General features: G+C 58.7%; 13 protein-coding genes. 6 read left to right on the top strand and 7 right to left on the bottom strand.

All coding sequences use genetic code 11. From position 1 onward, the window contains the following. Positions 1–8: 8 nt before the first annotated feature. The 5 genes from hisC to mtnA form a co-directional block, all read right to left on the bottom strand. Positions 9–1121 carry a histidinol-phosphate transaminase gene (hisC, locus tag ACP7BN_RS08265; RefSeq protein ID WP_426203096.1) on the bottom strand — a complete coding sequence of 371 codons (1113 nt, stop codon included), beginning with the start codon at positions 1119–1121 and terminating at the stop codon, positions 9–11. 13 nt (positions 1122–1134) lie between these two features. Beyond that, positions 1135–2229, bottom strand: coding sequence for a prephenate dehydratase (pheA, locus tag ACP7BN_RS08260; protein ID WP_426203095.1), 1095 nt, complete (start codon positions 2227–2229; stop codon positions 1135–1137). Continuing rightward, positions 2229–3314 (bottom strand): 3-phosphoserine/phosphohydroxythreonine transaminase, encoded by a 1086-nt coding sequence (gene serC, locus ACP7BN_RS08255; RefSeq protein WP_426203093.1) that lies wholly within the window; start codon positions 3312–3314, stop codon positions 2229–2231. Before serC ends, pheA begins: the two co-directional genes overlap by 1 nt. A 103-nt stretch (positions 3315–3417) precedes the next feature. Next, on the bottom strand, positions 3418–6207 hold the full coding sequence (gene gyrA / locus ACP7BN_RS08250; protein WP_426203092.1) for a DNA gyrase subunit A: 2790 nt from the start codon (positions 6205–6207) through the stop codon (positions 3418–3420). A gap of 424 nt (positions 6208–6631) precedes the next feature. Then, complete coding sequence (gene mtnA, locus ACP7BN_RS08245) at positions 6632–7708, bottom strand: S-methyl-5-thioribose-1-phosphate isomerase (protein ID WP_420646591.1); 1077 nt, start codon at positions 7706–7708, stop codon at positions 6632–6634. Between the two features lie 108 nt (positions 7709–7816). Here mtnA and ACP7BN_RS08240 point away from each other — a divergent pair, with 108 nt between their 5' ends. The 5 genes from ACP7BN_RS08240 (at position 7817) to ACP7BN_RS08220 (ending at position 12645) form a co-directional block, all read left to right on the top strand. Continuing rightward, on the top strand, positions 7817–9151 hold the full coding sequence (locus ACP7BN_RS08240; protein ID WP_426203089.1) for a TRZ/ATZ family hydrolase: 1335 nt from the start codon (positions 7817–7819) through the stop codon (positions 9149–9151). Positions 9152–9208: 57 nt separating this feature from the next. Then, entirely contained in the window at positions 9209–9907 is a 699-nt protein-coding gene (ubiG, locus tag ACP7BN_RS08235) for a bifunctional 2-polyprenyl-6-hydroxyphenol methylase/3-demethylubiquinol 3-O-methyltransferase UbiG (protein ID WP_420646589.1), read from the top strand. A gap of 4 nt (positions 9908–9911) precedes the next feature. Then, the gene (mupP, locus tag ACP7BN_RS08230) at positions 9912–10583 is read left to right on the top strand and encodes an N-acetylmuramic acid 6-phosphate phosphatase MupP (protein ID WP_426203087.1); all 672 of its coding nucleotides are present in this window, start codon (positions 9912–9914) and stop codon (positions 10581–10583) included. 33 nt (positions 10584–10616) lie between these two features. Then, on the top strand, positions 10617–11357 hold the full coding sequence (locus ACP7BN_RS08225) for a YciK family oxidoreductase (protein WP_420646587.1): 741 nt from the start codon (positions 10617–10619) through the stop codon (positions 11355–11357). Between the two features lie 361 nt (positions 11358–11718). Continuing rightward, complete coding sequence (locus ACP7BN_RS08220; protein ID WP_420646586.1) at positions 11719–12645, top strand: GGDEF domain-containing protein; 927 nt, start codon at positions 11719–11721, stop codon at positions 12643–12645. Between the two features lie 55 nt (positions 12646–12700). On the opposite strand, the gene ACP7BN_RS08215 is transcribed toward ACP7BN_RS08220, so the two are convergent. Next, a complete protein-coding gene (locus tag ACP7BN_RS08215) occupies positions 12701–13495 on the bottom strand; it encodes a TenA family transcriptional regulator (RefSeq protein ID WP_420646585.1) in 795 nt (264 codons plus the stop codon). A gap of 46 nt (positions 13496–13541) precedes the next feature. Further along, on the bottom strand, positions 13542–16001 hold the full coding sequence (locus ACP7BN_RS08210) for an EAL domain-containing protein (RefSeq protein ID WP_426203083.1): 2460 nt from the start codon (positions 15999–16001) through the stop codon (positions 13542–13544). 293 nt (positions 16002–16294) lie between these two features. Here ACP7BN_RS08210 and ACP7BN_RS08205 point away from each other — a divergent pair, with 293 nt between their 5' ends. Continuing rightward, positions 16295–20692, top strand: a complete 4398-nt coding sequence (locus ACP7BN_RS08205) for a hypothetical protein (RefSeq protein WP_426203081.1) — start codon at positions 16295–16297, stop codon at positions 20690–20692.

Here is a 20692-nt window from a genome sequence, read left to right as displayed (position 1 = left end):
CAGTGACATCAACCACGGGCCAGAACCTTGCGCAGCGCTTCGAGGAAGCGGCTGTTTTCCGCTGGCAGACCAATGGTCACTCGCAGGTGGTTCGGCATGCCGTAGTTGGCCACCGGACGCACGATTACGCCTTCGCGCAGCAAGCCCTGGAATACCGGAGCTGCAACCTGAGCGAGATCGACGCAGATGAAATTGCCTTTGGACTCGATCCAGCCCAGACCCAGCTCACGGAAACCTGCTTGCAATTGCTGCATGCCGGCTTCGTTGAGCGCACGGCTTTGCGCCAGATAATCCTCGTCCTTCAACGCCGCACACGCCGCAGCCAGAGCCAGGCTGTTGACGTTGAAAGGCTGGCGAACACGGTTCAATACGTCCGCCACCACCGGGGTGGACAAACCGTAACCAACGCGCAGCGCTGCCAGACCGTAGGCCTTGGAGAAAGTGCGCGAGACCAGCAGGTTCGGATAGGCGGCGAGGAAATCCAGGCCGTCCGGTAGATCGCTGCCTTCGGCGTATTCGATATAGGCCTCATCGAGCACTACCAATACATGCTCAGGCACGTCTTGCAGGAAATCGTCCAGCGCTTCAGCGCCGAACCAGGTGCCGGTCGGGTTGTTCGGGTTGGCGATGAACACCACGCGGGTGTTGGCGTCGATTGCCGCCAGCATCGCCGGCAGGTCATGCCCCCAATCCTTGGCCGGAACCACTTTGGCCTGCGCGCCGACAGCTTGCGTGGCGATCGGATAGACCGCAAACGCGTGCTCGCTGAACACCGCATTCAGACCCGGCGCCAGGTAGGCACGCGCGACCAACTCGAGAATGTCGTTAGAGCCATTGCCCAGCGTCACTTGGTTGAGTTCGACGCGGCACTGTTCGGCCAGCAATGACTTCAGCGCGAAGCCATTGCCGTCCGGATAACGGGTCAGCTCGGCCAACTCATTACGGATCGCCTCAAGCGCCTTCGGGCTCGCGCCCAGCGGATTTTCGTTACTCGCCAGTTTGACGATGCTCGCCGGATCCAGATCCAGCTCGCGCGCCAGTTCGTCCACAGGCTTGCCCGGAACGTATGGCGAAAGTTGTTGCACGCCCGGCTGTGCCAGAGCGAGGAAGTTGCCACTCATTTGCTACTGCCCCTTAGAGAACTGCTTTCGGGTAAGAACCCAGCACTTTGAGTGCGACTGCTTCCTGACTGATCTTCTCCAGCACACCCTTGATCAGCGGATCACGGTGGTGGCCGACGAAATCGATGAAGAACACATAAGTCCACTTGCCGCTGCGCGACGGACGGGTTTCGATCCGGGTCAGGTCGATGCCGTTGTCATGGAACGGCACCAGCAGCTCATGCAGCGCACCGGGCTTGTTGCTCATGGAGACGATGATCGAGGTCTTGTCGTCGCCAGTCGGCGGCACTTCCTGGTTACCGATCATCAGGAAGCGCGTCGAGTTGTCCGGGCGATCTTCGATCTTCTCGGCCAGACGCGTCAGGCCATACAGACCGGCCGCCATGTCGCCGGCAATCGCCGCCGAATTCCACTCACCCCTGACCCGCTTGGCCGCTTCGGCGTTGCTCGAAACCGCCACGCGCTCGACATTCGGGTAATGCGCGTCCAGCCATTTGCGGCACTGGGCCAGCGACTGCGCGTGAGAGTAGATGCGGCTGATGCTGTCGGTCTTGGTGTTCTCGCCAACCAACAGATGATGGTGAATGCGCAGCTCGACTTCGCCGCAGATCACCATGTCGTGCTCGAGGAAGCTGTCGAGGGTGTGGTTGACCGCGCCTTCGGTGGAGTTCTCCACCGGCACCACGCCGAAATTCACCGCACCGGCAGCCACTTCACGGAACACTTCATCGATCGCCGCCATCGGCTTGCTGATCACCGCGTGACCGAAGTGCTTCATGGCCGCCGCTTGGGTGAAGGTGCCTTCCGGGCCGAGGTAAGCCACTTTCAGCGGCTGTTCCAGCGCCAGGCATGAGGACATGATTTCGCGGAACAAGCGCGCCATCTCTTCGTTGCCCAGCGGCCCCTGATTGCGCTCCATCACCCGCTTGAGCACCTGAGCTTCGCGCTCGGGACGATAGAACACCGGCACTTCGCCTTCGGCCAGCGAGGCCATTTTGACGCGCGCGACTTCCTGGGCGCAGCGCGCGCGCTCACTGATCAGCTCCATGACCTTGGTGTCCAGAGCGTCAATGCGTACGCGCAGCGCCTTGAGTTCTTGCTCAGACATTAGCCGTGTTCCTTCTCGAACTCTGCCATGTACGCCACCAGCGCGTTGACGGCGTTGATGTCGACGGCGTTATAGATGGAGGCGCGCATGCCGCCCACGGAGCGATGGCCCTTGAGGTTGAGCAGACCGCGCTCTTCGGCACCGACCAGAAACGGCTTGTCCAGACGATCGTCAGCCAGACGGAACGGCACGTTCATCCACGAGCGATCCGACTTGTTGATCGGGTTGCTGTAGAGACCGCTGGCGTCGATGAAGTCATACAGCGTGCGCTGCTTCACTTCGTTGAGCTTGCCGATGGCTTCTACGCCACCCTGCTCTTTCAGCCACTGGAACACCAGACCGGACAGATACCAGGCCAGGGTCGGCGGCGTGTTGTACATCGAGCCGTTATCCGCTGCGACTTTATAGTCGAGCATGGTCGGGCAGAACGAGCGCGCCTTGCCCAGGAGATCTTCGCGGATGATGTTGACGACGATGCCGCTCGGGCCGATGTTCTTCTGCGCGCCGGCGTAGATCATGCCGAAACGCGAGATATCCACCGGACGCGAGAGGATGTCGGAAGACATGTCGGCCACCAGCGGTACATCACCGGTTTCCGGGATCCACTGGAATTCCAGACCGCCGATGGTTTCGTTCGGCGCGTAGTGAACGTAGGCCGCGTCTTTCGACAGGCTCCATTCATTCTGGCCGGGAATAGCGAAATAGTCGTAAGGCTTGGAGGTAGCAGCCACATTAACGTGACCGTAGCGCGAAGCTTCTTCGATAGCTTTCTGCGACCAGATACCGGTGTCGATGTAGTCGGCGCTGGCGCCTTCAGGCAACAGGTTCAGCGGGATCTGCGCAAATTGCTGGCTGGCGCCACCTTGCAGAAACAGCACTTTGTAGTTCGAAGGGATATCCAGCAGGTCACGCAGATCCTGTTCGGCCTGGGTCGCAATGGACACGAACTCATCGCTGCGATGGCTCATTTCCATGACCGACAGGCCTTTGCCGTGCCAGTCGAGCAATTCGCCCTGGGCGCGTTTGAGGACAGCTTCGGGAAGCGCCGCGGGACCGGCACAGAAGTTATAGGCTCGCTTGCTCACATCCAATCTCGCTCTGATCTGTTGGTAATCAACGCTGCTTCAAACAATTCATACGGGACAAACAACAAGGGGGCGAATTCTCATCCGCCCCCTGTTTGTCCGCTTATTCCTGCGGTTCTTCGTCAGCTGCGGCGTCGAGTTGCTGGTCCTCGGCAACGTCGTCGATCACGACGTCCGCACCGGTCACCAGCCCTTCTTCACCTTCAAGCTCTTCGCCTTCGACTTCCGATGGCTCCTGAACCCGCTCCAGCCCGACCAAGGTTTCATCAGTGGCCAGTTTGATCAGCGTCACGCCTTGGGTGTTACGACCCAGGCTCGACACTTCATCAACCCGGGTACGCACCAGCGTGCCCTGGTCGGAAATCAGCATGACTTCCTCGCCTTCCTGCACCTGGATCGCACCGACCAGCTTGCCGTTGCGGTCTTTGGTGACCATCGCGATCACACCCTGACCACCGCGACCGCGGCGTGGGAACTTGTTCAGCGCGGTGCGTTTGCCGAAACCACGCTCGGAAGCGGTGAGAATCTGCGCGCCCGACTCAGGAATCAGCATGGAGATCAGCTTCTGATCCTTGAGGATGCGCATGCCGCGAATACCGCGAGCACCACGACCCATCTCACGCACGGCCGCTTCAGCGAAACGAATCACCTTGCCGGCGTCGGAGAACAGCATGATTTCTTTCGAGCCATCGGTGATGGCCGCCGCGATCAGGGTGTCGCCTTCTTTCAGCTTCAAGGCGATCAGGCCGTTGGAGCGCGGACGAGCGAAGCGTGCCAGCGGGGTCTTCTTGACGGTACCGGAAGCGGTGGCCATGAAGATGAACTCACCAGTCGGCTCAGCCACCAGCTCGGAGGTTTCGCCGTCGACTTCTTCCAGCTCGGCGACTTCTTCAGCTTCAACCAGCTCACCTTCGATGATTGCATCGTCGGCGTCATCTTCATCTTCGGCGCCAGCGCGTTTTTGCAGCGCTTCGAGATCTACCGGCAGCATCGCGGTGATGGTCTCGTCCTTGTCCAGCGGCAACAGGTTGACCAGTGGACGACCACGGGCAGCGCGCGACGCTTCAGGAATTTCGTAAGTCTTCAGCCAGTACACTTTACCTTTGCTGGAGAACAGCAGCAGCGTGGTGTGGCTGTTCGCGACCAGCAGGTGAGCGATGTAGTCCTCATCCTTGACGCCGGTCGCCGATTTGCCTTTGCCGCCACGACGCTGAGCCTGGTACGCAGCCAATGGCTGGGTCTTGGCATAGCCGCCGTTGGAAATGGTCACGACGCGCTCTTCTTCCGGGATCATGTCACCCAGGGTCAGATCGAGACGCGCATCGAGAATCTCGGTGCGGCGCACGTCGCCGTATTCGGCGCGGATCACTTCCAGCTCTTCGCGGATCACTTCCATCAGGCGCACAGCGCTGTTGAGGATGCGGATCAGCTCACCGATCTGGTTGAGGATCTCTTGATACTCGGCCAGCAGCTTCTCGTGCTCGAGACCGGTCAGACGGTGCAGACGCAGTTCGAGAATGGCTTGCGCCTGTTCCGGCGACAGGAAGTACTTGCCTTCGCGCAGACCGTATTGCGGATCCAGGGTCTCTGGACGGCAAGAGTCAGCACCGGCACGCTCAACCATCGCGACCACAGCGGAGGATTCCCACGCAGTCTTGATCAGCGCTTCCTTGGCTTCCGACGGCGTCGGCGAAGCCTTGATCAGGGCGATGACCGGGTCGATGTTCGACAGGGCAACCGCTTGACCTTCGAGGATGTGACCGCGTTCGCGGGCTTTACGCAGTTCGAACACGGTACGACGGGTCACCACTTCGCGACGGTGACGAACGAAGGCTTCCAGCAGATCCTTGAGATTCAGAATCCGTGGACGGCCGTCGATCAGTGCAACGATGTTGATGCCGAACACGCTTTGCAGCTGGGTCTGGGCGTAGAGGTTGTTGAGGATCACCTCAGGCACTTCGCCGCGACGCAGCTCGATCACAACGCGCATACCGTCCTTGTCGGACTCGTCGCGCAGTTCGGTGATGCCTTCGAGCTTCTTCTCTTTGACCAGCTCGGCGATCTTCTCGATCAGACGCGCCTTGTTCAGCTGGTACGGCAGCTCGGTGATGACGATCTGCTGACGGCCACCGACCTTGTCGATGTCTTCGATGATCGAGCGGGCGCGCATATAGATGCGGCCACGGCCGGTACGGTAGGCCTCGATGATGCCGGCGCGACCGTTGATGATCGCGGCAGTCGGGAAGTCCGGACCGGGAATGTATTGCATCAGCTCATCGACGGTCAGCTCGGGATTGTCGATAAGGGCCAGGCAACCGTCGATGACTTCACCGAGGTTGTGCGGCGGAATGTTGGTCGCCATGCCCACGGCGATACCGCTGGAGCCGTTGACCAGCAGGTTGGGAATACGCGTTGGCATGACCGCCGGGATCATTTCGGTGCCGTCGTAGTTCGGCACCCAGTCCACGGTTTCTTTGTGCAGGTCGGCCAGCAGCTCGTGCGCCAGCTTGGTCATGCGCACTTCGGTGTATCGCATGGCCGCGGCGTTGTCGCCGTCCACCGAACCGAAGTTGCCCTGACCGTCAACCAGCAAGTAACGCAGCGAGAATGGCTGCGCCATGCGGACGATGGTGTCGTACACCGCGGTATCACCGTGCGGGTGATACTTACCGATCACGTCACCGACAACACGGGCAGATTTCTTGTACGGCTTGTTGTAGTCGTTGCCCAGCTCGCTCATCGCGAACAGCACGCGACGGTGCACGGGCTTCAAGCCATCGCGCGCATCCGGCAGTGCACGGCCGACGATCACGCTCATCGCGTAATCGAGGTAGGACTGTTTCAGCTCGTCTTCGATATTGACCGGGAGGATTTCTTTGGCCAGTTCGCCCATGAGAAGCCTGATTCCTTTTTCTGGTGAAACCTCGTCATATCCATAGGGATCACGAAGCTCGTCGATGCAGGCCGAGTGCCACGCGCCGACTTACGACAAATCAACAAGTTGAACCCTGGATTTGCGCAGTTAAGACAACCCCGTGGGACTGCCTCGGAAAACGCCGGATGCTACCACAAACGCCGCCACGCACCTATCCCCCACAAGCGCATGGAGCATAGTTAGTTGGCCGGTATTCGTCTGAAAGGGGGACGAGAGAGGCTTAGAGAGTTATTGAATGTGGATTTTGTGATCGGTTTAGGCTTGTTTATTGACTTTCAGGGCCTCATCGCTGGCAAGCCAGCTCCCACAGGATTTGCGGTACTCACGAATCGTGTGGGAGCTGGCTTGCCAGCGATGGCGTCCTTTCAGGCGCCAATGGCAATCAATGCAGGCGCTTGCGGCACATCAGCTGCGCCATTTTCGCGGTATCCGGGCGCTCGACGATGCCTTTCTCGGTAACGATCGCATCGATCAGGTCCGCCGGGGTCACGTCGAACACTGGGTTGAACGCCTCGACATCCGCGCCGACGCGTTTGCCGCCGACTTCAAGCAACTCGGCGCCGTCACGCTCTTCGATCGGAATGTCATCACCGCTGGCAAGGTTCATGTCGATGGTCGAACTTGGCGCCACCACCATGAAGCGCACGCCGTGGTGCATGGCGTTGACCGCCAGTTGATAGGTACCGATCTTGTTGGCTACGTCGCCATTGGCAGTGATGCGGTCGGCGCCGACAATCACCCAGGTCACGCCTTTGGTTTTCATGATGTGCGCGGCTGCAGAGTCAGCGTTGAGGGTCACCGGGATGCCTTCATTAGCCAATTCCCAAGCAGTAAGGCGCGAGCCTTGCAGCCACGGCCGGGTTTCGTCGGCGTAGACACGTTCGACCATGCCTTCGAGGAACGCTGCGCGGATCACCCCCAGCGCCGTGCCGAAACCGCCGGTGGCGAGTGCGCCAGTGTTGCAGTGGGTGAGAATTGCCTGGGCATTGCCCTGATGCTTGCGGATCAGGTCGACACCGAGTTGCGCCATGGTCAGGTTGGCCTCGCGATCACTTTCATGAATCGCGATGGCTTCGGCTTCCAGCGCCGCCAGCGGATCGGCGTTTTGTTTCAGGCGATCGAGCCGGTCGTGCATGCGCCCCAGCGCCCAGAACAGGTTGACGGCGGTCGGGCGGGAGTCGGCCAGCAGCGCGAAATCCTCTTCCAGCGCCGCGTACCAGTCGCCACCTTCGGCAACCCGAGCACGCGCGGCGAGCACGATGCCATAGGCCGCGCTGATGCCGATGGCCGGCGCGCCGCGCACGACCATAGAGCGAATCGCTTCGGCCACACCGGCGGCGCTGGTGTAGGCGATCCAGTTTTCCTCGAACGGCAAAACACGCTGATCCAGCAGGTAGAGCGCGCCATCGCGCCAATCGATGGCCTTAACTTTCTCCGCAGCCAACAGTCGATCGCGCATCCCACACCCCGCACTCATGAACAAAAGCCGCCGATTATAGCGATCCCCCCGCGAAGACGCTCGGGTATACTTCGCCATCCTTTACAAAAGCACTGGAACCGACCCTCGATGCCGAAACCTGCCATTGCGCTCGACTTATTATTGCTGCCGACCTGGCTGGTACCCGTCGAACCCGCAGGCGTGGTGCTCAAGGAGCATGGTCTGGGCATCCGCGACGGTCGCATCGTGTTTATCGGCCCGCGTGCCGAAGCGCTGAAGTGTAACGCCACCGAAGTGCGCGAATTGCCGGACGTGCTGCTAAGCCCCGGCCTGATCAATGCCCACGGCCACGCGGCGATGACACTGTTCCGTGGCCTGGCTGACGATCTGCCGCTGATGACCTGGCTGGAAAATCACATCTGGCCGGCGGAGGCCAAGTGGGTCGATGAAGATTTCGTCCGTGACGGCACCGATCTGGCCATCGCCGAGCAGATAAAAGGCGGCATTACCTGCTTCTCGGACATGTATTTCTTCCCCAAGGTTGCCAGCGAGCGCGTGCACAACAGCGGCATCCGCGCGCAGATCGCGATTCCGATCCTCGATTTCCCGATCCCGGGCGCCAGCAGCGCCGATGAAGCCATTCGCCAGGGCGTCGAACTGTTCGGCGATCTCAAGCACCACGAGCGGATCAAGATCACTTTCGGCCCTCACGCACCCTACACCGTGGGCGATGAGAACCTGGAGAAAATCCGCGTGATCGCCGAGGAGCTGGACGCCGCGATCCACATGCACGTCCACGAGACTGCATTAGAAGTGCAGCAAGCCGTCGAGCAAACCGGCGAGCGCCCACTGGCGCGTCTCGGCCGCCTGGGCTTGCTCGGGCCGCGTTTCCAGGCCGTGCACATGACCCAGATCAGCGATGAAGACCTGGCGTTGCTGGTAGAAAGCAACACCAATGTGATCCATTGCCCGGAATCCAACCTGAAACTCGCCAGCGGCTTCTGCCCCGTCGAGCGTCTGTGGCAGGCTGGCGTCAACGTCGCGGTCGGCACCGATGGCGCGGCGAGCAACAATGATCTCGATCTGCTCGGCGAAACCCGTACCGCCGCGTTGCTGGCCAAAGCCGTCGCCGGCTCGGCCACCGCCCTCGACGCCCACCGCGCGCTGCGCATGGCTACGTTGAACGGTGCGCGGGCGCTGGGGATCGAAGCTGAAACCGGCTCGCTGGAAATCGGCAAAGCTGCCGACATCGTGGCTTTTGACCTGTCCGGGCTGGCGCAGCAACCGGTGTACGACCCGGTTTCGCAACTGATCTACGCCACTGGCCGCGACTGCGTGAAACACCTGTGGGTCGCCGGCAAACAATTGCTCGACGATCGTCGCCTGACGCGCATGGACGAACAACAGCTAGGCGCCATCGCCAAAGCCTGGGGCCAGCGCATCAGCGGCCACACCGAATCGTAAACACTGCGGAGCAAACTCCGCAGCTACAGCCTTTTTCAAGTTTCAGAGGATTTAACCATGAGCAACGTCGACCACGCCGAAATCGCCAAATTCGAAGCCCTGGCCCATCGCTGGTGGGACCGTGAAAGCGAATTCAAACCGCTGCACGACATCAACCCGCTGCGCGTCAACTGGATCGACGAACGGGTCAATCTGGCCGGCAAGAAGGTGCTCGACGTCGGTTGCGGCGGCGGCATCCTCAGCGAAGCCATGGCCCAGCGCGGCGCGACCGTGATGGGCATCGACATGGGCGAAGCGCCACTGGCGGTCGCGCAATTGCATCAACTGGAATCCGGTGTCAGCGTCGAATACCGCCAGATCACTGCCGAAGATCTCGCTGAAGAGATGCCTGAGCAGTTCGACGTCGTGACCTGCCTGGAAATGCTCGAGCACGTACCCGATCCATCCTCGGTGATCCGCGCCTGCTTCCGCATGGTCAAGCCTGGCGGCCAAGTGTTCTTCTCGACCATCAACCGCAATCCGAAGGCGTATTTGTTCGCCATTGTCGGCGCCGAATACATCATGAAGCTGCTGCCGCGCGGCACTCACGACTTCAAGAAATTCATCCGCCCGTCCGAGCTCGGCGCGTGGAGCCGTATGGCTGGCCTGACCGTCAAGGACATCATCGGTTTGACCTACAACCCGCTGACCAAGCACTACAAGCTGGCGGCGGACGTTGACGTCAACTACATGATCCAGACCCTGCGCGAGGAGTAAATCGATGGCCATCAGAGCAGTCCTTTTCGACATGGACGGCACCCTGCTCGACACCGCGCCGGATTTCATCGCGATTTGCCAGGCGATGCGCGCGGACCGTGGTTTGCCGCCGATCAACGACCAACACATTCGCGACGAGATTTCCGGTGGCGCCAAAGCCATGGTTGCGGTGACCTTCTCGATGGACCCGGAATCGCCGGGCTTCGAAGAACTGCGCCTGGAGTTTCTCGAGCGCTACCTCGCCGGCTGCGCGGTGCACAGCAAGCTGTTCGACGGCATGGGCGAACTGCTGGCCGACATCGAGAAAGCCAATCTGATCTGGGGCGTGGTCACCAACAAGCCGCTGCGTTTTGCCGAGCCGATCATGCAACAACTGGGGCTGGCCGAGCGCTCGGCGCTGCTGATCTGCCCGGATCATGTAAAAAACAGCAAACCGGATCCTGAGCCATTGATCCTTGCGTGCAAGATGCTTGATCTGGATCCGGCGACGGTTCTGTTTGTGGGCGATGATCTGCGCGATATCGAATCTGGCCGCGATGCCGGAACCAAGACCTGCGCCGTGACCTATGGCTACATTCACCCCGACGACAACCCGAGGCATTGGGGCGCGGACGTGGTGGTGGATCATCCGCTGGAGCTGCGCAAAGTCCTCGATAACGCGCTCTGCAGCTGCTGACCGAAATCAAAATGGATTTGTGTAGAGGTTTTTATGTTTGATTATTCCGCTCGTCCCGAATTGCTCAAGGATCGGGTCATTCTGGTCACCGGTGCAGGTCGTGGCATTGGTGCGGCTGCGGCGAAAACCTACGCTGCGCATGGTGCGACCGTGCTGCTGCTGGGCAAGACCGAAGCCAACCTGTCGCAGGTCTACGACGAAATCGAAGCCGCCGGCCATCCGCAACCCGCGGTGATCCCGTTCAATCTGGAAACCGCCCTGCCCCATCAATACGATGAACTGGCAGCGATGATCGAAACCGAGTTCGGCCACCTCGACGGCCTGCTGCACAACGCATCGATCATTGGCCCGCGCACGCCGATTGAACAGCTGTCCGGCGAAAACTTCATGCGCGTCATGCAGGTCAACGTCAACGCGATGTTCATGCTGACCAGCACGCTGCTGCCACTGCTCAAACTGTCGCAGGACGCCTCGGTGGTGTTCACCTCCAGCAGTGTCGGGCGCAAGGGCCGCGCGTACTGGGGCGCCTATGGCGTTTCCAAGTTCGCCACCGAAGGGCTGATGCAAACTCTGGCTGACGAGGTTGAGACCGTAGCGCCGGTGCGCTCCAACAGCATCAACCCGGGCGCAACTCGCACCAGCATGCGTGCCCAGGCGTATCCGGGGGAAAACCCGCTGAACAACCCGACGCCGGAAGAGATCATGCCGGTCTATCTATACCTCATGGGTCCAGACAGTACCGGCATCAACGGCCAGGCTTTCAACGCCCAGTAGTGCCATACGTCGCATTTGTTGCCGTGGCGGTTTCCCGTCGCGGCATACATTTGCCGCTATCAGCCGAGCTAATTCAGTCAAATAACCAGCGCCGAATCTCGCCAACAACCTTCAAGCCATTGATTCAAAACGGTTTTAATAAACATGAACCGAATGGCATGACTTTCGCTCTAATTTCCCACGAAGCACGCCGTGTGAAGGCACTGGGGCATGACTTGATTCGATAGCTTACTAATCGACATCAGGCAGACTAAACTTACGCCATACGTCCTACGGGACTGATGGATCAGTATGACGCGCAGCCCATAGCCGCTCTCACCCAGCCTGTAAGACAGACTTACTGCTTAGGGGCTCACGCCATATGAAATCACCATCCCAGACCAATGCAATTGACTTCGACAGTGCCAAATTGCAACGCCTGGGCTTCGGTCAGCAGCTTGCGCTTTTGCAACGCCCGGTCAGTCTGGCGCAACTGCGCCAACAACTGAGCTTGCAGCTGCAAACCAGTCTTGAGCCGCAACGGATCCTCGGTCTGTTTTTTCGCGAAATTCAACGCCTTGTGCCGCTTGATGCCTTGAGCTATGTGCATCAGGGCAGTGATTTGCGCCTGGAGCTCGGCACACGCGGTCATCACTCGCTCAGCTACAGCCTCAGCCATGAAGGCGAGCACATGGGCGAGCTGGTGTTCCGCCGCAATCAGCGATTCAGCGAGCAAGAACAAGGCAATCTCGAATCATTGCTGTCATCGCTGCTGTTCCCGATGCGCAATGCGCTGCTGTACCGCGCGGCGACTCAGAGCGCTTTGCGCGATCCGTTGACCGGCACCGGCAACCGCATCGCCATGGAGCAAACTCTGCAGCGCGAAATCGAGATGTCACGCCGGCATCAGCAACCGCTATCGCTGCTGATGCTCGATATCGACCATTTCAAACGGGTCAACGACAGTCACGGTCACAGCGCCGGCGACGATGTACTCAAAGCCGTGGCCGCGTCGATCAAGGGCCAGTTGCGCAATGTCGACATGGTGTTCCGTTACGGCGGCGAAGAGTTTTTGATTTTGCTGTCGAACACCAGCCGCGATGCCGCAGCGATGGTCGGCGAGCGCTTGCGCAGTGCCGCACAGGCTCAGGAATATTACGCCAATGATCAGTTGATCGAGCTGACCGTGAGCCTCGGCTGCTCGACGCTGCTGCCGGGCGAGTCGGCCGACAGTCTGTTGCGCCGCGCCGACAGCGCGCTGTATGTCGCCAAGCGCGAGGGTCGTAATCGCCTGGCGATGGCCGGTTAGATCCACACCAACCAAAACGGGAGCCTTGCGGCTCCCGTTTTTTTATCAGCTGAAATCAGCTTTCAACCAGCGCTCGGCGTTCGCGCCCGACCATTACTCGCTCCGACAACTCGAGCTGCATGCAACGCTCGAGAAACAGGAACATGTAGTCGTAGCTCTTGCACACGGCCTGACGCAGTTCCGCCTGCAATGCCCTGCTCGGGTTCATCCCGGCCAGCGTGCAGATGATTTCCAGCGCTTCCCAAGGATGCGCATCGTCGTACTGGGCGTGCATCTTCAGCCACTTCATCGCACGCTTTCGATCCTCTTCCGGGAACGCCGCAGCGTATACCCCGGTGGAACAGACCACCGCTGACCACTCCCCGGTCGCGCCCTCGATTGCATAGTTGGTCGCAGCGATCGCCACGATCAGCGAATCCGCCGAACTGGTGTGCCAGCACCAATGACTCAGCGCATGCAGTTCCGGTGGCACTTGTTGCGCCTGCAAGTCTTCGAGGCTCACGCCGTGCGCCCGACTCCAATGCACCCAGTAATCGGCGTGGTTGAGTTCGACGCGGATATTGCGCATCAACCAGCGCCGCGCCATGTCTTCGCCCGGATGCCGGGCGAACTTGGTTTTAGTCAGATTCTGCGCCATGTACAACGCGAATTGCTCAACGACGGGCCAGCCCCCGATCAGGTACTGGCGCATGGTTTTGGCGCTGAGCTTGTTATCACGCATACGCAGATAAAGTTCATGTTCGACAACCCGGCGTTTGCTCTCGCTGCAATCCTGGATCAACTGTTGTGCCCAGGCGGGGTAACTTGCAGCTTCCATGAGTGGTCCGGTTCGGTTGAATGTGTCGATCACTGTTCGGCTCCTTTTGATTTGTGATTATACGGATCGGCGAGAGACTTCAACGGAACGTGCCAGGCGCTTTGAATAACAGCGGTTGCGGTCTGGCGGGGCGACTTTGCAAACTGTCGCAGGTAAACAACTGCGGGCGTTCAATCACATAACCCTGAGCGTAATCCACACCGATCTCAAGCAATGCCTGCTCGATCTGCGCTGTTTCGACAAACTCGGCAATTGTCTGTTTACCCATGACATGCCCAATGTGATTGATCACTTCGACCATTGCGCGGTTAATCGGGTCGTCCAGCATATCCTTTACGAAACTCCCGTCGATCTTCAGGAAGTCTACAGGCAAATGTTTCAGATAAGCGAATGAAGACATTCCGGCGCAAAAGTCATCAAGCGAAAAGTAACAACCCAAGCCTTTGAGTTCATTGATAAAACGGATTGCACTACCCAAATTCGCAATAGCGCTGGTTTCAGTAATTTCAAAACAAATCATTTCAGGAGGTATGCAGTAGTTATCAAACTGTTCGCGCAGGAAGTGCAAAAACGCGTCATCTCCTATAGTAATGCCTGAAAGATTAATCGCACACATCGCCAATGGACCTTCGTGCTGCTCTTTAATACATTGAGCAATTAACTTGAATACGTTAGTAACTACCCAGCGATCCAGCGAAGTCATCAAGCCGTAACGTTCGGCTGCCGGTATGAAGCTGTCCGGAAGAATCATGCGCCCCGCCTCGTCATGCAGACGCAACAGAATCTCGATGTGCCCGCGACCACCGGCGCCAGATCCCAACGGGGCTATTTCCTGGGCGTAGAGACAGAAACGGTTTTCTTCCAGGGCCATGTGCAGACGCTGGACCCAGGCCATCTCGCCGAAGCGCAGCGACAACTCGGAATCGTCGGCGTGATAGACCTGCACTCGATTCCGCCCCTTTTCCTTGGCCATATAGCAGGCCATATCGGCCGCGCGCAGTGAGGCTTCAAGGGTGGTCGGGGCCTGCGCAACGTGCACCAGGCCGATGCTCACGGTGGTCAGAAACGGCCGGCCCTTCCAGACGAAGTGCAGGTTCTGTACGGTCTGCCGCAGGCTGTCGGCAATCTTCTCGGCCGCTTCTGGCGCGCAGTTCTCCAGCAGAATGCCGAACTCGTCGCCACCCAGGCGCGCCAGCGTGTCGCCCTCGCGCAGGCCCGATTGCAAAAGAGCACAGATATGCCGCAGCAGTTCATCGCCCGCCGCATGCCCGCAGGTGTCGTTGACCAGTTTGAATTGATCCAGATCGAGGAACATCAGCGCATGGCGCCCGGGCTGGCGCGTGAGATTGTGCAGTGCCTGCTCGAGGCGATATTCGAACTCGCGGCGGTTGGCCAGCCCGGTCAAGGCATCGTGAGTCGCCTGCCACGACAGGTTGGCGATGTACTGCCGTTCTTGAGTCATGTCATGCAACACCAGCACGGTGCCGCTGACCTTGCCGGCGTTGCGGATCGGCGCGCCGACCAGCGTCACCGAAACCGTGCTGCCATCGAGGCGCTGGATCAGTTTCGAATGCTCGCTACCACCGCTGAGCTGACCGCTGAGAATGTGCTCGATCAGCGTCAGCCCCTCGGTCTGGGCGTTGTCATCCAGCAAGTTGAATAACGCAGCCAGTGGCAGGCCGGCAGCCTGCTCGGCTTTCCAGTGAGTCATGGCCTCGGCGGCGGGGTTCATGTAGTCGATCGCGCCGTCGACATCGGTGGTGATGACGCCATCGCCGATCGATTGCAGCGTGACGTGCGCGCGATCCTTTTCCATCTGCAGCGCCTCGGCAAACGCATGCCGCTGCTTGAGCAATTTGTCGGTGCGCCACAGCGCCAGCACGATCAGCCCGAGTGCCGTGGCCAGGTTGGTCAAGAGCAGCAGGCGCAGGATCATCCGTGAGCCTTCACCCAGTGCATCGCTGAAACCCTTGGCGGCCGGGGTCACGCTGTCATTGATGGCGAAGATGCGGTCTTTCCAGCGCCGGATATCGCCTGCGCTGGCAGCATTCGTGCTGATGCGCTGATGCATCTCCTGCGCGACGTTATCAAGCTCCACCAGATAAGCATCACCGACGGTCCAGCGCTCGATGGCGGTTTCCAGATAACTGAAGTGACGAAAATTCAGATACAGCCAGATCAGGCTGGAGACATCGTCGGGATGGTTGCCGCCCTTGAGGATGCCCTCACGCGCCGCTTGCAGATCCGGCGGTTGCCGATCCAGCGCCAGACGCAACTGATGACCGCCCTGCGGCACGGCAATCGCACTCTGGTACTTGAGGAAAATCTCTTCATCGCGACTGTCGGCGTACAGGTTGAGGTAATAGATGGCGTCCTTCTGGCCCTTGGACCAGAGGCTCTCGCCCGCCACATACCCGCGCACGGCGGAAAGAACATAGAGGCTCACACCGCCCAACAACGCTTGAAACAACACGACGGCAATAAATGGCCAGACGATGCCCAACAACCGTGGGGTTCCGAGAGTGCGCTTTTGCTTCATGGTTTTCCTTGCATGAGCACTGTCCGCTCGTCATCCGGACGAAATCGCTAGGAGGAGACTAGGTGGGGTTCAGGGTCTAGGCAAGCGGCACTTTGGTCAGTCTTCAGCCAGAGAATCGCCAGCCTGCAGCCAACACCGTCCAGCACAGCGGATCTCGCCCCCCATCGACACTGCATATATATGTACCGCCGTAGAGACCCGCGTTCTCGGTTTACTGCGATCAGCTTCCATGACTTGCCCGCTCAGCTCGGACAGAAGCTCCCCCAGTACTCCTCCTCTACAGGTAGTCCGCTATGCACGAAGCTTCATCTCAACTACTGACAACATCACCGTCGACGCCCGCGTCGCGTTATCAGGGTCTGCTCAACGACTACGACATCCTGCTGTCGCTCCTGCGCGACACGAAAAAATCATCTGCTGTGTTGGCGAAGACATCCGTCAGACCCGCACCCTCATCACCACTGGAACTTGCCAGGCGCCTGGGGATGTCTCCGTGGAACACCGAGGATGCCAACGAACATCGCGCAGCTATCAACGCACTGGCAGAAAGACGCGCCAGTCACATCTTGCAATTGAACAATGGCGTTAGCGTCGAAGACTTGAGCTCTGCGCTGACGGATGCTGATCGCACAGCCATCAGAGCCGCGCGGCGCACGCCGGAAAAACGTGGATGGACCACCGCGCAATTGCTGACCGACTTGACCCAACGAAAAATACACGAAGCTGTGCAGCAGTTTTTGCCCGAGGGGGAAACGTCGCTGCTCGAATATCTCGTCACCACCAGCCGGCTGTACATCAACACCCAAAATGTGCGCGCGACACCGATGGCCTATCTGGAGAAAATCCTTAACACGCCTCAATCCTCTCAGTTGGCCAAGGCGTTGCTGGAAAAGCTGAATTGGTACGGTGCAAAAGCCGATGAAGCTGCATCTCCGCACATACGCATCAAACTATTGAGCCACGCCATCCGCCTGTGGGAGGCACGATCGAAATCGCATAGCGCCAGAGATATAGCCGGATATGCCTGGCACCAGCGCTCCAACTACGGGGAAAGTTATCAGGCCATCTGGAAAAAATTCGAGGATCATCTATTCGAGTCCGGGCAAGCCGCCACGGAGATGGGCGCGATCTTTCTGGCGCGTTTATACCAGCATGAGTTTCCGGGTGACTTCCAGATCCCTGATGTTGCGCCAGAACTGTCCTACCGAGGCTCGGCCGTCTGGGTCAACTTCGCCCACGGCGTGAGCCTTGCGCAAGTTCTTGAGCCGCAAAGCATTGCGCAAATGAGTTTCCAGCATCTGCTCGAATTTCCTATCGAAACATTGGCCAATGCTGCCGAGGCGGAAACACAACTGGTTGCCGCGTGCCGGATCCCACCCACTCTCGAATGGGCCGTCGCCCATGGCATCCTACAAGAACGAATCGACTCTGATTACTCGGATGAAGAACAGACGCGCGCCCTGACCGCACTGGACAAACATAACGACGCGTTGAAGAAAGCCATCGCCGAGCTCGGCGTAGATGTACCGCAGCGACCATTGATTGCGGATCGGGAATACACCCGCATCTTCCAGAATCAGCTGTTCAGCTCTGGCGGACACAAATTGAAGCGGCATTTCGAGGAATCTGGTGGTGACTCCACCCGCTCTGCGCCAGGCCAGTTCAACGACAACAGCTATTCGTTTCGGGACGTCTACATGGCGGGACAACTAAGCCACAAGACATGGTCCATCACGCTGCGCGACGGCGTTACTCCAAGTACGGCAAAAATCGGTCTGGACGCCAACCGCCGGATTGTTTCCACGGCAGGCTGGATCACGGAGGAGATGAAACAGACAGCACTGCCCGATGTGGAAGCATTGTTCTCCTCGGAGTACAGCGCCTATCTGTCCTCAAGCAAACTCGCCTACCAGACATTGCTGCACAGTCTGTTTTGCTCGATTCCTCAGCTTGATCGAGAAGCCATTGAACATGGCGAGGTCCGGATCTACACCCTGAGGGGGAGCAGCGGCAAAGACAAAAGCGAAGACACATCGACTATTACTGACGCACTCAAACTGCGCATGGGGTTCATCCTCCACCTGACTTACAAGGGTCAGACTTGCAGTTATGAATGCCATGCCCGCGCCGGGCTCATTCGCAAATGTGCAGATATTTCACTGGATATGCTTGGCGGCAGGGTTGACTCGCAAGTCTTCAAAAGTTTTCCAACCGTGACCAAGCGGCACATGCGAGTCGGGATCAAGGTGCCATTCGATTGGGCAGCGTATGAATCCGGTAGCCTGCCGAAGAGCAACGCGACATGCGAGGCGATAATCGAGCAACTTGGGCAAACCTTCGAACCTATTGCTCCTACTGGCTATCCAGTACCGATATCCTGCGGCCGCGCCACTGAATTAGCGGCATTTATTGCCAAAAACTTCTTCTATTACCATGAAGACAAACTATTAGAATTTGCCAGGGCGGAAACCGATCTGGATCGCAGAATTGCACGCCCGCACTGGCTGCATTCAGTCAAAAGCTTCCTACCGTTTTTCGGCAGCATCGAAGACCTGCAATCCGACGACTCCACCCGCAGGGCATGGGGCATATTCGGGCTGATTGTCGACATCGTGTCCTTCGCTTTTCCGATTGGAAAGTTTATCTCGGGAATAGTGAAGCTGGCAGCGGTGATCATTCGGTCGGGCTTCAGAGTGGCCCTGCCGAAATTCGCCTCTATATCGCGGAATTTTTTGACCGCATCCCTGAGGAATATGAACCCGCTGGACGGCGTACCTTCGTTATTGAAGATGTCTTTGCGCGGCGTATATACGATCAACAAGATTGCTTTGAGGGCTGCAGGGAGACAACTCTACAAAGCCCTTGGCCGCTCGGGACAGTATGACCTCATCAAGGGATTACCTCAGATATCGGATCCGGGTACTTATAGAGCTCTCGCGGCCTCCGACGATTTGGCCATGACTCGTGGCATCCACGATATTCCGGTACGCCGGATGGGTAACCCCGATGTACCCGAGTATCGAATGATCGACCCGCTTTCCAATAAACCCTACGGCCCGGCATTGCCTGACAAGATTTCCCGGCTGTCGGTCGGACGCTCCACTTATGAATCCCAGGAGGTTGCAGACAACCATGTAACGGTAGAACTGGCCGAGCATGCCAAGGTGCGCGAGGTGCTCGAGATCGACGGTCGCACTACGGTCTTTATCAACGACGTGCCCTACCGGCTGGACGGTGATGCGCTACGGCGGATCGAATTGATAGATGACACCACGCGGATGAAGCGCATCCCGTGCCGGATCAAACGCATGCCGGGGGGAGCGGTCTGTATCAATCAATACGTCACCCACACGCCCCACGCCGATACGCCCGCACTCGGGTCATTCGATGAAGCCAAGGATTACGCACCATGGTTCGGCGAGCGTCAATGCACTCCGGGGGCGCGCAGTGGACTGCCGGGAGAGTTTTACGTGCGAGATGGCAGGCTCTACCAAGTATTGAACGGTGCTGCGAAGCAGTGGACAGGTGACCTTGTGACCGCGGGTTTTCCCACCCGATTGCTGGTCCCCAAACAGCAACTTCTGGCCAATATGCAATTTCGCAAAGGCATTTATGTGCGCATCGAGATTCAAGGCGCGTACGAGGGGAGTAATGAATTACATCGGGTCGGAGCGATCATAGTGCCGAACATTGACGAGACCACGACGCATATTTTCGCCCGTCCGAATTCTGATACGTGCTATCTCGCAACTCTGCCCGCAGGCGAAACACTCAACGCCCATAACACCCTGCTCATGAAAAAACTGACAGCTGCCGAACTGCACGAAAGCCAACTCGGAGGAGAACTGCAACGCGTCTATGACGGTTCCGTCACGGCCAATAACGTCGCGGCCATTTACGGCGTTCCGGCAATCAATCGAGCAATGACCACCATGGAGCGGATTGCCATCCCAATCGGCACCACTGCCAATCCGCCCGCCAACATGAAATGGCTCAAAGTCGACACAAGTCCGGGCGAGGCATTGATGTTCGACAATTCGACTCGCATGATCGTGACGCAACTACCGGCAGGTTCGACCACCTGGTCGCGCAGCCGTGATGCCTCGGACGTTCTGAAACAAAGAACAGCCGAGGTGTTCGACACGCTGTTCGATGGGCCGGCGATCAATCAGACCGCGGGCAGTGTTTATCGAATCAACAACACAATGCAGAGACTTAATAATTCGCTGGGTCATCTGCGCAGGCCCAACCCTAGAAATATCGCCTATGCCGAAGTGATAAAAGCAGACGGTGCGCGCGAGGTCTACGTCAGCGTTTCCGGCGGGCAGAAGGTCACCGCGAAGCTGCCGCTATTCAAGAACAACCCCGGATCGGATCGAGTCGTGAAGGACGGCACGCTCTACATCAATGCTGATTGGGGACCACGCCCACCCACCACCGCGTTGCGCGTGGACGGCTCGGATAATCTGCTGGCGATCCCGAGAACACCGGCGCAATTGCCCGTAATGCCCACCTCACTGGACAGCGAAAGCAAGTTGATCAGCGCTATCGGAAGGGCGTATCCCGATAAACAATCGATCCAATCGGTGAACATCGCCACCACCATGGCACCGTGCCAATCATGCGCGGTGGTGATGAAAGCCTTTGGTCATGATGGAGGACAAGATTTTCTCAACGTCGTTTGGTCGTGA

It is taken from the genome of Pseudomonas sp. TWP3-1 (assembly GCF_049896625.1).
In the GTDB taxonomy this organism is placed as follows: domain Bacteria; phylum Pseudomonadota; class Gammaproteobacteria; order Pseudomonadales; family Pseudomonadaceae; genus Aquipseudomonas.
Note: the sequence above shows the minus strand (reverse complement) of the source record. Positions and strands in the feature narration are given on the sequence as shown.

What these genes read in the sequence shown, in the direction of transcription:
- ACP7BN_RS08220 (WP_420646586.1), top strand. Translation starts at nt 11,719, where the DNA reads ATGAAATCACCATCCCAGACCAATGCAATTGACTTCGACAGTGCCAAA.
- hisC (WP_426203096.1), bottom strand. Translation starts at nt 1,121, where the DNA reads ATGAGTGGCAACTTCCTCGCTCTGGCACAGCCGGGCGTGCAACAACTT.
- mtnA (WP_420646591.1), bottom strand. Translation starts at nt 7,708, where the DNA reads ATGCGCGATCGACTGTTGGCTGCGGAGAAAGTTAAGGCCATCGATTGG.
- ACP7BN_RS08210 (WP_426203083.1), bottom strand. Translation starts at nt 16,001, where the DNA reads ATGAAGCAAAAGCGCACTCTCGGAACCCCACGGTTGTTGGGCATCGTC.
- ACP7BN_RS08205 (WP_426203081.1), top strand. Translation starts at nt 16,295, where the DNA reads ATGCACGAAGCTTCATCTCAACTACTGACAACATCACCGTCGACGCCC.
- ACP7BN_RS08240 (WP_426203089.1), top strand. Translation starts at nt 7,817, where the DNA reads ATGCCGAAACCTGCCATTGCGCTCGACTTATTATTGCTGCCGACCTGG.
- ubiG (WP_420646589.1), top strand. Translation starts at nt 9,209, where the DNA reads ATGAGCAACGTCGACCACGCCGAAATCGCCAAATTCGAAGCCCTGGCC.
- gyrA (WP_426203092.1), bottom strand. Translation starts at nt 6,207, where the DNA reads ATGGGCGAACTGGCCAAAGAAATCCTCCCGGTCAATATCGAAGACGAG.
- mupP (WP_426203087.1), top strand. Translation starts at nt 9,912, where the DNA reads ATGGCCATCAGAGCAGTCCTTTTCGACATGGACGGCACCCTGCTCGAC.
- pheA (WP_426203095.1), bottom strand. Translation starts at nt 2,229, where the DNA reads ATGTCTGAGCAAGAACTCAAGGCGCTGCGCGTACGCATTGACGCTCTG.
- ACP7BN_RS08225 (WP_420646587.1), top strand. Translation starts at nt 10,617, where the DNA reads ATGTTTGATTATTCCGCTCGTCCCGAATTGCTCAAGGATCGGGTCATT.